General features: G+C 44.7%; 9 protein-coding genes. 6 read left to right on the forward strand and 3 right to left on the reverse strand.

From position 1 onward, the window contains the following. Nucleotides 1-119 precede the first annotated feature (119 nt). The 4 genes from NST34_RS02315 to NST34_RS02330 all read left to right on the forward strand — a co-directional run bounded on the left by NST34_RS02315 (nucleotide 120) and on the right by NST34_RS02330 (nucleotide 5207). Nucleotides 120-2021, forward strand: a complete 1902-nt coding sequence (locus NST34_RS02315) for a cache domain-containing sensor histidine kinase (RefSeq protein ID WP_256716359.1) — start codon at nucleotides 120-122, stop codon at nucleotides 2019-2021. Next, complete coding sequence (locus NST34_RS02320; protein WP_341127050.1) at nucleotides 2018-3580, forward strand: response regulator; 1563 nt, start codon at nucleotides 2018-2020, stop codon at nucleotides 3578-3580. The genes NST34_RS02315 and NST34_RS02320 overlap by 4 nt, the downstream gene beginning before the upstream one ends. A gap of 148 nt (nucleotides 3581-3728) precedes the next feature. Then, the gene (locus NST34_RS02325; RefSeq protein ID WP_076285206.1) at nucleotides 3729-4532 is read left to right on the forward strand and encodes an aminoglycoside N(3)-acetyltransferase; all 804 of its coding nucleotides are present in this window, start codon (nucleotides 3729-3731) and stop codon (nucleotides 4530-4532) included. A gap of 36 nt (nucleotides 4533-4568) precedes the next feature. Beyond that, complete coding sequence (locus NST34_RS02330; RefSeq protein WP_076285207.1) at nucleotides 4569-5207, forward strand: histidine phosphatase family protein; 639 nt, start codon at nucleotides 4569-4571, stop codon at nucleotides 5205-5207. 84 nt (nucleotides 5208-5291) lie between these two features. Here the strand turns inward: NST34_RS02330 and NST34_RS02335 are convergent, their stop codons facing one another. After that, the gene (locus tag NST34_RS02335) at nucleotides 5292-13124 is read right to left on the reverse strand and encodes a 5'-nucleotidase C-terminal domain-containing protein (RefSeq protein WP_341127051.1); all 7833 of its coding nucleotides are present in this window, start codon (nucleotides 13122-13124) and stop codon (nucleotides 5292-5294) included. 433 nt (nucleotides 13125-13557) lie between these two features. Beyond that, a complete protein-coding gene (gene serS / locus NST34_RS02340) occupies nucleotides 13558-14844 on the reverse strand; it encodes a serine--tRNA ligase (protein ID WP_341127052.1) in 1287 nt (428 codons plus the stop codon). A gap of 147 nt (nucleotides 14845-14991) precedes the next feature. On the opposite strand from serS, the gene NST34_RS02345 reads away from it, so the two are divergent. Beyond that, nucleotides 14992-15195, forward strand: a complete 204-nt coding sequence (locus NST34_RS02345) for a hypothetical protein (protein WP_341127053.1) — start codon at nucleotides 14992-14994, stop codon at nucleotides 15193-15195. Between the two features lie 146 nt (nucleotides 15196-15341). Beyond that, nucleotides 15342-15890, forward strand: coding sequence for an NADPH-dependent FMN reductase (ssuE, locus tag NST34_RS02350; protein ID WP_341127054.1), 549 nt, complete (start codon nucleotides 15342-15344; stop codon nucleotides 15888-15890). Nucleotides 15891-16062: 172 nt separating this feature from the next. On the opposite strand, the gene NST34_RS02355 is transcribed toward ssuE, so the two are convergent. Next, the gene (locus NST34_RS02355; RefSeq protein ID WP_036682584.1) at nucleotides 16063-17094 is read right to left on the reverse strand and encodes a ribonucleotide-diphosphate reductase subunit beta; all 1032 of its coding nucleotides are present in this window, start codon (nucleotides 17092-17094) and stop codon (nucleotides 16063-16065) included. Nucleotides 17095-17099 lie beyond the last annotated feature (5 nt).

Below are 17099 nucleotides of genomic sequence, written 5' to 3' on the forward strand. Positions count from 1 at the left end.
AGACCCAATCGCCCGCTAATGCGGGCGATTGGGTTATTTTCAATCTATAATATGGTATAGATATTAAATAGGTTAAATATTCACTATTTAGCGAGGTGGACAGAACAGAAGTGTATAGTGTGAACAGGCGTGAGCGAGCTAGAGCATTATGGCATTCTTTTAGTTATTGGTGGGGAAGAAGATCTCTCCAGAGTCGTTTAATTGCAGCCTATGTTTTTATTATTTTAGGCCCGTGCTTGCTGGTATCCGTCTACTTCTATGAGTCTATCAATAACACCTATCTCAGAGATGCCGTCGAGAAAAATAATTATTTGCTGCAAATGGAAAAATTACATATCTATAATCAAATTGAGGCGATGGAACGTGCGGCGCAGATGGCTTATTCTGATACCGATGTAGAAGAATTCCTTGCGAATGAAACTGAACCCCAGCTAGTAGATTTGATTAATTTCAATACAAATGCCTATGTGAATATGACTCGTATTCAATTTAATAATCCGAATATTGAGCATTTGAGGCTGTATTCGAAAAGCAATAAAGTGCATGAAATTTGGCCGATTATCTTTCGGGAAGAGCGGGTTTCTTCCAAGCCATGGTTTCAGAAAGCGCTTCAATTGAAGGGACAGGAATACTGGTCTTTTCAGAAAAGTGATCCTGATCTGATGCAGAGATACTTGGAAGCACCGGCGGAAAGTCTGCCAAAGGTTTCGTTGTTGCGTGAGAAGAGTCGTCCAGCAGACAATCATATCGGTATGGTGCAGGTGGATATGCTGCTGAGTCGTTTTACACCCAAGACGTATACAGACGTCCGGGATAATCAGACCCAGATGTTCCTTGTGGATAGTGAGCTGCAGGTTTTCACCAGACCGGACCATTCTTTTTTGCAGGATAATCTGAAGATGTCCGATATGATTGCAGAACGGTATAAGCATTTTCGGGAAACTGGAGCATGGGACAGTGAATACTCGGAGAATGGTCGATCGTTTTTGTTGATTAACACTCCGCTAGAACGTATTGATGCTTATTTGTTAAATGTAGTGTCCATGGAGGGAGTTATGAAGGATATCTCCCGAACGCGCAACTTAATCATTGGCGCCAATGTCGGGTTTATTACCTTGCTAACGCTGATTGCTTATGTGACAAATGCCTTTATTCTAAAAAATCTACGTAGATTGACCGAAACAATGAAAAAAGTGCGCAGAGGTGAAGCCTACAGTGGAATTATGATTCGGGGTGGAGGGGAAGTCGGTGAGCTTGCCCATCATTTCTCAAAACTGATGAACACGATCAATACATTGGTGGCTCAAGCAGTGAGTAAGCAGGCATTGTCAAAAGAGGCTGAGTTACGTACGCTGCATAACCAGATTGACGCACATTTTTTGTATAATACGCTGGAAAATATTAAAATGCTGGCTGAAATTGAGAACCAACGAACGATCTCGGATGCATTAACCTCACTGGGGGGGATGATGCGTTATAATTTCAAATGGTCCGGAGAGTATGTGAAGCTGCGAGATGAAATTCGTCATATTGAGAACTACATTGAAGTGATGAATATTCGTTTTGAATATCCGGTTAAGCTGGTGCTTCATATTGAGCCTCGATATTTGGAGCTGGAGGTGCTTAAAATGTCACTGCAGCCTATTGTGGAGAACAGTGTTAAGCATGCTTGGTGTGGTGAGAAAGAAAATTTACAGGACCCGAGCATTCATATTCATATTTCGGAAACGGAAGGCGATATTTTCATAGAGCTTCGTGATAATGGCATGGGGCTGACACCAGAGCGTCTGCATGCTTTAAACGAGGCGATTTATGCAAAAGATGAACGCTGTGAGAGCACTGCTGAACTGAGGGAGGCTGACCGCCGAACAGGTGGCATCGGACTGAGAAATGTGCATCAGCGTCTGCAAATTTTTTATGGCGATGAATATGGGCTTGTAGTACAGAGTGAAGCAGGAAGTTGGACAATGGTACGTCTGACCTTGCCGAAAGTTCTTTTGACGGGAGATAAACAACTATGAAGAAGCTACTGATCATTGATGATGAGAAGAATATCCGTTACGGTCTCAAAACTATGATTGAAAGAGAATTTCCGTCCATGTATACCATCACAATGGCGAGTAATGGCGCAGAGGGGTTAGATATCTTTAAGGCCGACGGTGCAGATATTATTATTACAGATATTCGTATGCCAGTAATGGATGGAATTACGTTGTTGGAGCGGTTGTCTTCGGCGACAGGGGGCGAGAAAAGTCCGGCAGTGTTAATTTTAAGTGGGTATGACGATTTTGAATATGCCAAAAGCGCGATCCGTTATCGCGTGAAGGATTATTTACTTAAACCGATTCGTAGAGATGAATTATTCGAAATCTTGAAGTGTATAGACAAGGAGCAGGAGGAGCAGAATCTCAGCGCAAGGCAGCAGGAACAGGAAGCAGAACGTTTTCGCCGAGAGCTGCGTTCTAGCCGTTTACGCGAGTTGCTTATGCAGCAGGAAGTTCAGTTGGAGCGAGGGCAGCAGGAGAGCCTAGATGACTTGGAGGTTCCTTTTACAGTAGGTGTGTTGAATTACTATTGTAATGATGGAACAAGAATGAAGCCGGGGGATGTTCAGGCGCTGGTTGAACGATTGATGGGACCACTTGAAAAATGTTTTTCGGAAATCACAACGGACTGGGACGGTAAGCTAGTATTGCTCGGAACCAGAAAACAGGACTTTATTGAGCTGTCCAGACAAGCTGAAGCCAAAGAAATAATGGGATTGTCGATTGGGATAAGTAGCGAAGGAGGAAGTCTTGCAGACCTTCGTTCCTGTTATAAGGAAGCTTGTCGGGCATTACAGTATACTTTTGTATATCCACAAGTGAACTTGTTGAATTACGAGGATGTGAGTCAAGAACGGTCTAATTCCCCCTTACCAAAGGAGGAAATTCGCAAGCTGCTCAATATGCTTGGAACAGAACGCGAGAAGGAGATGAAGCATCTTCTGGCTGTGATTTTTCAGACTGAGCATTTGAAGGCGCTTGACCTGTCTTATTTGGAGTCGGTGGGACAGAATATCAATGAATTGGTGCTGGATGAAGTATTTCGGGTGCATGGCGAGGCCTCGGTAGAGGTGTTGAAGCTGTATCGCACAGTGGGCAATATGTACAATTATCGTCATTTTCATGATTATTATCGTGCGCTTGAGAATTTGCTCCTGAGTGTGAGTAATTACATTGTAGGGGTACGCTCTGCTCATACGGAGCATGCTGACATGGAGGAAGCGCTGCACTATATTGAAGCCAACTATGCTCGTCCACTAAATATGGCTATGGTTAGTAACCATGTTTCTTTGAATTATTCTTATTTTAGCGAAGCCTTCAAAGCATATACTGGTGAGAATTTTGTCATTTATTTAAAAAGGGTACGCATCCGTCATGCTAAAGAACTGCTAGCGAAAGACTGTGGCAAGCTTGCTGAGGTTTCGGAGAAAGTAGGTTTTGAGAACAGTAAGCAATTTGCCCGTGTATTCAAAGAGTTGGAAGGGATCTCTCCAGGGGATTATAGAGCCAAAATGCTGTCTGAAGATTTTTCGTAAACGGCAGGATAAGTAGCTTTAGTATAAATATCATTGCTGTACTGTACCTTGATGGGTGTTAAGGGTGTCGTTAGAAGTGATCCTCCTATATAATGGCAGTGAGAAGCTTTGCTAGGATTAGCAGCAAGAGAGTTTGGAGGAATGAAGGGTGGAAGAAATTCAAGGCAATTTGATTACAGTTCAGACGTTGGCAGAGGACTTTCGGCGACTGGGTGTACAGGCGGGGATGACGATTATACTGCATTCGTCCTTCAAATCACTAGGCCAATGGGTGGCAGGTGGCCCGGTTGCCGTTATTTTGGCGCTTGAGGAGGTCCTCGGAGAGTCAGGTACACTTGTGATGCCCACGCATTCTAGTGATCTGACGGACCCTGCTGGCTGGAGTAACCCACCGGTGCCCGAATCTTGGTGGCAAAGTATCCGTGAGCAGATGCCGGCTTATGATCCAGACCTGACCCCACTGAGGGGAATGGGGGTTATTCCGGATTGCTTCCGTAGACAAAAAGAGGTAAAGCGCAGCGATCACCCCATTCATTCATTTGCGGCTTGGGGCAAGCATAGGGATGAGATTATATATGGTCACTCCCTTGAAAACGGTTTGGGGGATGACTCTCCATTAGCTCGTATTTATGATCTGGGGGGAAGTGTGCTGCTGCTAGGCGTTGGAAATCTGAATAATACTTCATTACATCTTGCTGAATGCCGGGCCTTCTATGAAGGAAAGAAGGAAGTCATTGGCGGGGCACCTATACTAGTGGATGGTCATAGAGAGTGGGTGGAATTCAAGGAGCTAGATTGGAACTCTGACGATTTCGTTGAACTTGCTGAGCAATTCGGGCAAGAGACAGGGCTCATTACAAATGGTCGTATCGCCTCAGCTGCAGCTCAATTGATTCCACAGCGTGAAATTGTTGACTATGCGGTGAACTGGATGGAGCGAAACAGGAAGTAGACTATCTGGATTTGGGATTAGGAGGAGAGGCAACGGATGAGTACTACAACGATATATCTAACGCGTCATGGACAGACAGAATGGAATGTGCAGAATCGTATGCAAGGTCATATGGATTCTGCGCTGACGACGCTTGGCGTACAACAGGCGGAATGGTTGAGTCGGGGAATGCAGGCTACAAATCTGGATGTCATTTATGCAAGCTCTAGCCCAAGGGCGCTGCGTACAGCTGAAATTATACGCGGAGAGCGGGATGTTCCGCTGAAGATTTCCGATGCATTTAAAGAAATTGGCATGGGCGTATGGGAAGGTAGAGATTCTGCTGAACTGGCAGCCCAGTATTCAGACCAGCATCGTTATTTCTGGAAGGAACCCGACCGGTTTAAAGTGGAGGGCAGCGAGACCTTCGCAGAGGTGCAGACAAGAACACTGGAGAAGCTTCAGGAAATTCTCACTGCCCATCAGGGTGAGACGATTCTTATCGTAACGCATACGGTAGTGATCAAGCTCTTGATGGCTTATTTTGAGGGCAGAGAGTTGCCTAAGCTATGGGATCTGCCTTACATATATCCAACCTGCTTATCCAGGATTGATTTTACGGATGGCGTGCCGGAGATCCTGCTGCACGGGGATACAAGTCATTATGAAGAGAATGAGGCTGGGATGGAATCCTAGAGGTTATATGAAAAAGAGGCGGTTCCTCGAGTGCATTATGCACCCTAGGAACCGCCTTTTTGTCCTCAGAGCTGTGAGCCTTTATTAATTGATGAACTGAAGAGATTTCAATGTCTTCTCCAGCATCGTAACGGCTTCAGCACGAGTTGCCAGCTTTTGTGGAGCGAAGGAACCGTCTTTCGCTCCTTGAATGATGCCCTCAGCAGCGATTTCTGCTACTGCTGCTTGGGACCAAGCAGGAATGCTTGCTGCGTCACTGAATTTAGCTAGTGCTGCAGGATCGGCATTTAAGGTTTTGCCCGTGTACTTGATGGCTTTAGCTAATACAGAGGCCATTTCTTGCCGAGTGATCGGGCTACCTGGCTTAAAGCTGCCATCGGTATAACCGGAAATCAATTCGGCTTCTGCAGCAGTGCGAATAGCATCAGCATACCATGCGCTTGGATTTACATCCTTAAATGTTGTCTCGCCACCCGTTGTCACAAGTCCAAGAGAACGCGTAATTAATGCTGCGAACTCAGCCCGTGTGATCGACTGTGAAGGAGAGAATGTATCGCTATTGGTTCCACTAACGATCAGTTTGGAAGCTAACAGATCAATGGACGCTTTAGCCCAGTGTCCGCTAATATCTCCGAACGTTTTGGAAGATTTAACAACGGTGTAATAGCTGTTGCTGTTCCGTTTAATCGTAACATCTGTTGTTCCATTAGCCTTAGGGGCAAATATCGCAGGCACGAAGGAAATCTTGCCTGTAGCAGGATCGAAGACGACTGCCGTTGCGTTATTTGAATTTAAGGAAGTAGGTACATTGATCGTCCGATTAACATAAGTACTGCCGAAGTTGTTCAGCGGTACACGCTTAGATCCGGCTACTGCTGAAACACTAAATTCGATTACTGGAGCAGCTAAAGTAGCATTACCTAGCTGTGAAGCGATAGCTTGGTTTGTGCTGCTTAGCGTTTTCGAATCCGCTAATAGAATGGATACTGTAATTGTAAAGTCGCTGGTGCCTAATTGAGCGGCAAGCGATACACTGTTTACAACACTGAGCGGCAAGGAATACGAAGCGCCATCAGTAGTAAGGGTAAGAATGGTGTTAGGCTGTGCAGCAGCTTGTTTTACAAGCACACTGCCTGGGAGTTCTACTTGAGCGCCGCCAGTAGTCGCTTTAACCGGAATAACCAGTTCATGTTTACCAGTTGGCAGTTCAGCAAGTTGTTTGGTCAGATCAGCAGCATCAATTGTTGTTACTTGCGGTGCAGCCGTTGGTGCTGTTGTTGCAGTAGGTGTTGGTGCTACTGTTGCTGTTGATGTTGGAACTGTTGGTGATGTTGGCACTGGTGTTGGATCTGGTGTTGGCACTGGTGTTGGTACTGGTGTCGGAGTTGGGGTTATCTCCGGCAATGGTGCACCCTTCAGATCCACAATCCGGCCCTCAACAGCGGAAGTGTTCGCAGTGACATTTCCAACTTCTTTAAGATACTTCGTAAATACATCAAAGTCCGGCAGGTACAGCAGATTCACGCGACCTTCTTTATAGGCCTTTTCAAGTGAAGTATAGAAATCTCCACCTTTAGCTGTGAAAGCATTAGTAGCTACTTCATAAGATGCTTTTAGATCTAGAGGAACGTATTTGTCTCCGTTCTTCACTTCGATACGTAATACACGTTCGTTCACAGGCTTCGTAGAGTCATAGTAGAATTTCAACCCTGCAACGTGTGGGAAACGTCCGTCTGCTGCTGGAGTTTTGGAAACCCCATTCTCCATTGCATCCTTAATTTCTTGTCCGGTCAAAGTGATCGTAACCAGATCGTTGTTGAAAGGAAGTACTCCGAGTACTTCACCTTGTGTAATTGGTCCTTCATTAATGGATTCGCGAATACCGCCACCATTTTGCAGGGCGATTACCGCATTAGTGCCAGCTTTCTTGGCTGCAAAAAGCATACCATCGGCAATCAGATTACCAAGGTTAGTTTCCTTTGTACGAACATTATCACGAACGCCGTTTAGAACAACCTCTGAGTTTCCTACTACCTCATTGCTCAGTTCTAGAATACCTGGCTTATAGTCGGTATCCAGGATCTTTTTAGCTTCAGGATCCTCTGCGATAACATAGTTAGCGCCGTTCTTAGCGTCGATGGAGATTAATTGGTCTTTCCAATCTGTCAGTACGCCATCTTTGTTAAATTTAACTTCAAGCTGACCAAGGAAGAGTCCTTTTTCACCAGTTTGTACAATAAGCTTCGGTGCATTAGGATCGCTGTTATCTACAACCGCTTGATCTAATTGCGTATGGCTGTGACCACCGACAATAATATCAATGCCATTAACCGCTTTGGCTAACTTGAGATCCTCTTCGTAGCCAAGGTGTGAGAGAACAATAATCTTGTTAATCTTTTCTTTTTGCAGCATAGCGACAGTTTCTGTTGCCTTCACTACAGCATTCTCAAAAGTTACTTTACCTGGTGAAGCAATGTTGGCAGTATCTTCTGTCGTCAGACCAATGATACCAACTTGTTCTCCGTTAACTTCTTTGATTAGAGCAGGGTAGATGGTTGCCGCATTACCCGAACGACCGATTTCATTGTTAAACATTTTGCTTAGCGTATCATCTGCAGAGAAATTCACATTGGATGAGACAAAAGGGAACTTAGCGTTGCCGATGAATTTGGAAAGCACTTCAGAATTTTCACCATTTTTATCAAATTCATGGTTCCCGAAAGTCATAGCATCATATTGAACCAGATTCATAAAGGTTAGATCTGCTTGACCCAGATACTTGTTGAAGTAAAGTGTTCCGGAGAACACATCACCCGCATCGAGAAGAATAGGGTTTTCTGTAGTCGCCTTAGCATTTTTGATTGCCGTTACACGGCGTAGAATGTTATTTGGTGAGCTTACAGTATCTAGTCCTGCATGCGTATCGTTGGTGTGTAGAACTGTTAATGGGAAGTCTTCAGTTGTCTCCGGCAGTGGTGCACCTTTCAGATCCACAATCCGGCCCTCAACAGCGGAAGTGTTCGCAGTGACAGTTCCAACTTCTTTAAGATACTTCGTAAATACATCAAAGTCCGGCAGGTACAGCAGATTCACACGGCCTTCTTTATAGGCCTTCTCAAGGGAAGTATAGAAATCTCCACCTTTAGCTGTGAAAGCATTAGTAGCTACTTCATAAGATGCTTTTAGATCTAGAGGAACGTATTTGTCTCCGTTCTTCACTTCGATAAGTAATACACGTTCGTTCACAGGCTTCGTAGAGTCATAGTAGAATTTCAACCCTGCAACATGCGGGAAACGCCCGTCTGCTGCTGGAGTTTTGGAAACCCCATTCTCCATTGCATCCTTAATTTCTTGTCCGGTCAAAGTGATCGTAACCAGATCGTTGTTGAAAGGAAGTACTCCGAGTACTTCACCTTGTGTAATCGGTCCTTCATTGATAGATTCGCGAATACCGCCACCATTTTGCAGGGCGATTACGGCATTAGTGCCAGCTTTCTTGGCTGCAAAAAGCATACCATCGGCAATCAGGTTACCGAGGTTGGTTTCCTTTGTGCGAACATTATCACGAACGCCGTTTAGGACAACCTCTGAGTTTCCTACTACCTCATTGGTTAGCTCTTGAATACCTGGCTTATAGTCGGTATCCAGGATCTTTTTAGCTTCAGGATCTTCTGCGATAACATAGTTAGCGCCGTTCTTAGCGTCGATGGAGATTAATTGGTCTTTCCAATCTGTCAGTACGCCATCTTTGTTAAATTTAACTTCAAGCTGACCAAGGAAGAGTCCTTTTTCACCAGTTTGTACAATAAGCTTCGGTGCATTAGGATCGCTGTTATCTACAACCGCTTGATCTAATTGCGTGTGGCTGTGACCACCGACAATAATATCAATACCGTTAACCGCTTTGGCTAACTTCAGATCTTCTTCGTAGCCAAGGTGTGAGAGAACAATAATCTTGTTAATCTTTTCTTTTTGCAGCATAGCGACAGTTTCTTTTGCCTTCACTACAGCATTCTCAAAAGTCACTTTACCTGGTGAAGCAATGTTCGCTGTATCTTCTGTCGTCAGACCAATGATACCAACCTGTTCGCCGTCTACGTCTTTAATCAGAGCAGGGTAGATGGTTGCCGCATTACCCGATCGACCAATTTCGTTGGTGAACATTTTGCTTAGAATATCATCTGCAGAGAAATTCACATTAGATGAGACAAAAGGGAACTTAGCGTTGCCGATAAATTTGGAAAGCGTATCAGAATCTTTATCAAATTCATGATTACCGAAAGTCATAGCGTCATATTTGACCAGATTCATAAAGGCCAGATCTGCTTGACCCAGATACTTGTTGAAGTAGAGTGTTCCGGAGAACACATCACCCGCATCGAGAAGAATAGGGTTTTCTGTAGTCGCCTTAGCAGTTTTGATTGCTGTTACACGGCGCAAGATGTTGTTTGGTGAGCTTACAGTATCTAATCCTGCATGCGTATCGTTGGTGTGTAGAACTGTTAATGGAAAATCTTCAGCAGTACTAAAATCAATCTGTGCTACAACCGCATCATGATCGGATACCCGACCTTTCGATGGAGAGAAGTCGGCATTTAGATGGACGACATCTACTTTGGAAGAAGCCGTTAGATTTTTACTGACAAGAATATGATCCAGTACTTGAGAGTTTCCGTCATAGGTGTACGTATACTGCTCATTTAAAGGCAATGTGTCGATCAAATTGTCCAGCTCTGTACCTTTTAAAATAGTTGCAGTTTTAGTGAATTGGAAATCATTCAAATCGCCAAGAGCTACGACGTTGGCTTCAGGATTTGCAGTCAGAACCTCTTTGACAAATCCGTTTACGACCGCCGCAATTTTATGACGTTGTGTTTCACTGGACAATACCGGTGGCTGAACGTTCCCGAAAGGACCATTATCGCCGCCTTTTGAATTGAAATGGTTTGCGATCACGATCACTTTTTCGCCACCGAAAATAAATTGTGCAGCAAGTGGTTTACGTGAACTAGCAAATGCAGCATTCGTTGGATCAATTCGTCCCGGATTGTAAGTCAGCTTGTCTGTCGCTGCATCATAAGCAACGGATTGCGTAGATGTACCTTTTTGACCGTTTACACTATCCGCAAGCTGTACTCTTGCTGGATTGTACAAGAAGCCTACGCGAATGTTTCCGCCTGGAGCACCGCCATCCTGATTGTTGACTGGAGCGATGTCTGTGTATTTATATACAGGACCGCCTGCAGTTTCAATAGCCTTAATCAGTTCGTCAGCACTTGCTTCAGTGATTCCATTGTTGGTTTCACCATTGCTATCCTGCATTTCGACCACGCCGATAATGTCAGGCTTTTTCATATTATTCGTGATGGAGTCGGCAAGTTTCTGGATTTTTGTTGCTCCGACGCCTGGGTAGAAGTTCTCAATGTTGTATGAAGCGATTAATAGCTTGTCCTCATTAACCTCAAGAGTAGTTGTTTCTTGTTTAAAAGTACTTGGGGTAATGGTTGGCAGCTTACCGTTCTCCGGAATTACTTTGAAATTGCCATTGTTGTATCCGATGACTCCTGTAACATCTCCAGCGAACTTATCTCCGGTGATGACTTCTTGACCCGGATTTCCATAAGCAATGATAAGGCGCTGAGGATTGAATTGGTTATATTCTTTTAGAACTAGTCCACCAGCTGGTGTGATGACATCAGGAGTATCATTTTCTACTCTTGTAGGGATGTTATAAAGCATGGAATTTCCGCTACCACTTGTCCAATAAGGACTAATAATCGTAGGGGTAGGGAGTTTTACAAGCATACCTTCTAACGATTCATAAAAATCTATGGCATCTTCACTAGGTTCAAAATCAGCCATGCTGTCATTATCAATGATGGAAGAAGGAATAGCTCTTCCACCTTTGCCAAGTACGATAGGTTCAGGCACAGTATAACTAGAAGAGGAATCTACTGTTAGTGATGTCATATTAATTTGAGTGGAGGTTAGATTGCTCGCACTTCCTTCGTTATACTCGGAAACGGCTCCATTAACGCGCACTAAATCTCCAACTTTAGGTTTAAGGGATGCATTTGTGCTGTAAACGAAAATACCTTCCGATGTGTTCACATTATTGTCCGGCTGAGGGTCCTGCATAAAGAAACCTCTATAAGCGCCAGTTGCGAATGTGTATCCGTATTGGGTAACGATACCTTCTACGTCAGTAACGTTCTGACCTACATACTCAGAGGCATGAGATTCTCCTTGAATATCATGTATACGAGGGAGATCAGAAGCTTTATAAGCAAAGGTATACACCTTACTTGTCTTGCCATCTGCTACGACAATTGCATTAATGGTAAGATCTTTACTAACTGTAATTGGATCTGAATAAAGCTTGCTTGCTGCTGTCGGTTCAGTTCCATCGGTCGTGTAATGAATTTGTGCTCCAAGGGTAGGGCTGGATAGGGTCACAGCACTTCCTTTAATGATGCGACCTGCACCAGGGCTCGCCATTACGGAAAAGGTTTCTTCCACCAAAGCGTTTTCGTTAAGTGGAATGAATTGATAAGTTGTATTATATTGCTCGATAACCCCAGTGATACTATCAAAGGTTGCACCCTTCACTAGTTTAGGCAGGGTTGAGAAAATTGTGAATTGTTGTCCGCCTTGACTTGCAGTCACTGTATTTCCATTTACATTATCTATAGTGACATTATTCATAGTTACCAGCTGAGCTTCATGGTTTTCGCCGTTCGCTGCAGACAAGTCGGTTGCTGTAATCAATTTAGGTGCGGGTACACCTACATCACTCGCAACGACAGAGTATTGAAGTCCGCTTTGGAGTTTGAGCTCTTGCAGGTTGCTGTAGATATCCATCTCGCCACTAACTGCAACACGATCTCCAACGTTTGCGAACTCTGGGAATCCATAAAGTACGATCCCGCCGGTTCCATCCTGAATATACATTTTTGCTGCGTTAATGTGAGTTACGATACCTTCTGTTGAAATATTCTGACCTTTATTACCAAGGCGTGCTGTTGCGACGTCTGTTTTGGTCAGAATCGTGTAGTCAAAAGTCGTTATTGCGCTGTTTGGCATATTCGGTTCTGAAGCATACGCTTTAATCGTAGTGTCCTCAGTTAAGGTAATAGGCCCTGTGTAAGGTTGGAAATCAGTTGAACCACCTGATCCATAAACAGCTGAATAGACGGATGCTCCAACTGTCGGAGAGTTCAGAGAAATTTCAGTGCCTACCGGCCAGGCATTAGCGGCTGATGAAGCTACTACGGAGCTAGCTGTCTCTGGTGCTTTACCATAACTACTATTGCGTGGACTTGCTGCTTGAACAACAAAATCCGCAACGTTGTTATCCGTATCTAGACCACGGCTATCAGCTGGTGCACCAGCTGCGGCTTTACGAATAGCGGCTGTCGCGTTGGTGAGAGCAGGGGTTGGAGTTCCCTCAACACCTGTAGCTGTACCATAGCCAACTAAATCTATCGTATTATTCGATGGGTCAACCAAGTCGACTTTACCGTTTGTCCCACTCATAGCTAGGATACCTGCGGCATCAGGAGTAGGCAGTGCAGCAGTTCCTCCTGTTCCTGCAGCCTCTTGGACGAGGTAGTATCCATTTGCAGGAATAGTTCCTGTTAATTCTGTTCCGCTGCTAAAGGTTCCAGTTGCGGAAGTATACCGAACTTTCCATCCAGTCAAGACTACTGGTTTGTTGGTAGGATTGTATAATTCAATAAAATCATTCTTAAACTCTGCTCCGCTGTTTCCACCACCGCCATAGACTTGTGAGATAACAATATTGCTATTATCCGGTGCTGCCTCGGCAGTCTGAATAGCTGGCAGCACACTGCCGACAAGCATTAACATTGCCAGTCCACTAGCCCACCATTTCCTTACTCTTGAAGAAATAATCATTTGGATAAGTATTCTCCCCTCAAATCTTTTATTAGAAACCTACTAAATCTTATCATTCAAATGTAAAATGAAAGGTTGGTTTGCATTAATATAAATTAAAGGTTTTATAAATTAAAATAAAAAAATAAAAAGTTATTGTTTTCGCATAAGAATAGGGGCTGAAAATAGTGCATAAATACAATAATCCTTAAAATCTAGTGTTTATTGGATGATGAATAGTCCCATATATGAATTAATTTTTATAGTTGAATTATCAAAGGATTACAACAAATGTATTCTATACTTCTGTTAAATTTTACATTTGAATAACAATAGAGAAGGAGTTATTGGGCTCGACTATTTGGGAGGTCTTAGAACAAAAAAATGCCCATTCAGCTTCTTGTTGAGAAGTGAATAGGCATTATTTATTTTAAATTTACTTGGATAAAACAGACTACTGTTGTGGAAGTTCTAGCCGCTCTAATCCGTCCATATATTTGCGCAGCGCCTGAGGAATGTAGATAGAACCATCCTCTTGCTGGTGATTCTCCAGCAGCGGGATCAGAATTCTTGGCGTAGCCACTGCGGTGTTATTTAAGGTGTGGCAGTATTGTAAGCGACCGTCCGCATCCCGATAACGGATGCCCGAACGGCGAGCTTGGAAATCGAGTAGATTAGAAGCCGAATGGGTCTCACCGTATGCGCCTCTGCTAGGCATCCATGTCTCGATGTCATACTGCTTATGCGTCTTCAGGGACATATCCCCTGTGCAGACAGCCATGACTCGATAGGGGAGCTCTAAGAGCTGAAGAATGTGCTCGGCATTTGCGAGGATCTCGTGAAGCATATGGTCCGAGACACCTTCGTCATTTCGGCATAAGATGACTTGCTCAATCTTCGAGAACTGATGTACGCGGTACAGCCCGCGCACATCTCGCCCCGCTGATCCAACTTCACGGCGGAAGCAAGTCGACATTCCGGCTAGTCGCATGGGTGTGTCAAGCTCTACAATCTCATCACTGTAGAGTGAAACTAGCGACACTTCAGATGTGCCTACCAGCCAGCGATTATCTCCGCTGAGCTCGTACGTCTGATCCATCCCACCCGGGAAGAATCCGGTTCGCTCCAACGCTTCAGGGCGGACAATCACAGGAACATCCATCACGGTGAATCCGCGTGCAGTGAGCACATCTAGGGCAAGTCTCTGTACAGCGAGATGTAACATCAGGCCGGCTCCTTTGAGCACATAGCTGCGAGGACCGCCTGCTTTGACGCCACGGGGAATATCAATAATATCGTGGAGTTCACCTAGCTCCACATGATCACGAGGCGCAAAGCCGAATTCCGGCACCGCTCCGTTCAACCGCAGTTCTACATTATCGTTATCATCGTGGCCGATGGGTGTATCCTGCGACACCGGATTCGGTGCGAGCAGCATGAGCTCTCTACAGCGGCGTTCAGCCTCGTTCAGATCAGCTTCCAGCAGGCTCAGCCGATGATTGAGTTCCCGTACCTGTGCTTTGACGATCTCTCCAGCAGGGCGGTCACCCTGCCGTAATAATCGTTCAACCTCTTTGGTTAGCCCATTACGTTCGGCTCTCATTTGTTCTGTTTCTTGTCGCAGGCCCCGGCGCTTCTCATCCCAATCCAGCAATTCATCCAGTGGGAAGTCGATTCTTTTCCAGGTAGCAGTGTTTCTTACAAGCTCTTGATTATCCTTGATCCAGTTCATTTCCAGCATCTCGCTCGCTCCTTTTTGTTTAAAAGATAAGAAAGTGTAAGTTTCACACTTCACTTTATCCTTCTAGTTCTCGCACAAACACTTACCGTCCTTATAAGGACGCCGAAGGTATTTATGCTTGAAAAAACGCAAAAAACGCCCTCATCCATGGGACGAGGAGCGTCAGCTCGCGGTGCCACCCAGGTTGATCGAACCTCCTTAACAGCAGGAAAGAATTCGACCCTCTTTGGTCTTCGCGGTAACGGGCGAAACCCGGTGAACTTAGGGAGTCATTATAGGCTCCGGTCGCAGACGCCTCACGGTTGGATGCCGATCATTGGCCTGATTGTTGGATTTAATATTGTTGCTTAGTATATCGCAAGAGTGGGATGAGCGCAAGCGTTTATGGTTTGACAATAATATCTAATCTGCGATAGGATTAATATTAATTTAAAGTATTCCTGTCGGGATAAATACTTGCAGTGTGAGCTGCTTAATAGGATGAAAGAGGTGGAGAAGTGGCTAAAATTGTTGTGATTAACGGAACGCCTTCCTTGGTATCGCGCATCAATGCAGTTATAGAGTATGCGGAGGCAAGCTTAACGGATCAGGGCTTTGAGGTTGAGCGTATTAACGTAGCAGAGCTGCCAGCCGAAGATTTGATTCATACCAAGTTTGAGAGTGATTCTATCGTCAAAGCGAACGGCCTTGTAGCCGAAGCGGATGCGGTAATCGTGGTTAGCCCGGTTTATAAAGCCTCTTATACAGGCGTGCTCAAGACCTTCTTGGATCTAGTTCCACAAAAGGGATTGGCCGGCAAAATCGTACTCCCGCTCTTCATGGGTGGCAGTCTTGCACATCTACTTACGATTGATTATGCTTTGAAACCTGTGTTGTCTGTACTCGGTGCACGTTACATTCTTGGTGGAGTGTATGCCGTGGATTCTCAGGTGGTTCGTAATGATCACGGAGTGGTAGAGCTTGCTGAGGAGTTGAAACTGCGTCTGAATGATGCGTTAGCTGAGGTTGCAGAAGAAACTACACATCGTGTAGAACGCAAGGCTTAAGACTAAATAGCAAGCATTCTGTTTCGGATGGATTCATACCAACTATATAAGCGTCTCATTCATACCTGATCCAAGGGGTGAAGGGACGCTTTTTGCTATAGCAAAAAGGCCATCTCACTATGAAAGTAGAGAATGGCCTCTTTTTTTATATAGGGTTCGTTATAATCCGGTCTTACAAATCGTCGAATCCGTTATCGTCGCCAACCTTACCGTAGTTACGGGATTTAGCTTCGAAGAAGTCGGTTTTGGTGGCATTAAGCGCATCATCGGAGAAAGGTTTGATCCAAGGCATGCAGTTAACATCAACGCCTTGGTAGGCTTTTTCCATACCCATCAAAGTTAAGCGCTTGTTCGCTGTATATTTGATGTAGTCACTAAGCTCGTTAAGATCAATACCGCGGACATTAGTAAGGGTGTAGTAAGCCCAGTTGGTTTCAAGCTCTACCGCGCGGTCGATCGTACGATACACGTAATCCATGTTCTCTTTAGTGTTCAACTCAGGGAAATCTACAAGCAGCTGCTTAAATACTTCTGCGAAGAAATAGCAGTGCTGGTTCTCGTCACGTTGGATATAAGAGATCATTTGGCTGGTCGCCATCATCTTCTGGTCACGGGCCAGATTGTAGAAGAAGGCGAAGGTGCTGTAGAAGAAAATTCCTTCCAAGATGAGATCCGCTACCAGCGCATGGAAAAAGGTTTGTCTCGTAGGGTTATCACGGAACTCTTGATAAATATCAGAGATAAACTGATTGCGTTCCAGCAGGACAGGGTCTTTTTTCCAATATTCAAAAATTTCTTTCTGCTCACTTTCCGACACGATTGAGGAAAGAACATAGGAATAGGATTGGTTATGCACCACTTCTTGTTGTCCGATAATGGCAGAGATAGCTTCTAGAGAAGAGTCAGTAAAATAACGCTTCACGTCGCTTACGAACATCGTCTGCATCGAGTCTAACACGGCGAGCAGGGAGATGTTGATCTTAAATACGCGTTGCTCCTCAGCATCGAGCATAGGGAATTGTTGCGCATCTTTGGACATTGGGATTTCATCCGCGATCCAGTGATTCAGCAGCAGCACCTTGTACAGCTTGTACATATGTGGCATGCGAATATCGTTCCAGTTCAGAATACCGGAGCACTCACCGTCGATGATGCGTGTGGATTGGTTGGGTGCTTCAGTGTTAAAAATCTTTTGTAGTTGCATTTATT

Origin of the sequence: Paenibacillus sp. FSL H7-0714, from assembly GCF_038003765.1 — a bacterium.
In the GTDB taxonomy this organism is placed as follows: domain Bacteria; phylum Bacillota; class Bacilli; order Paenibacillales; family Paenibacillaceae; genus Paenibacillus_AQ.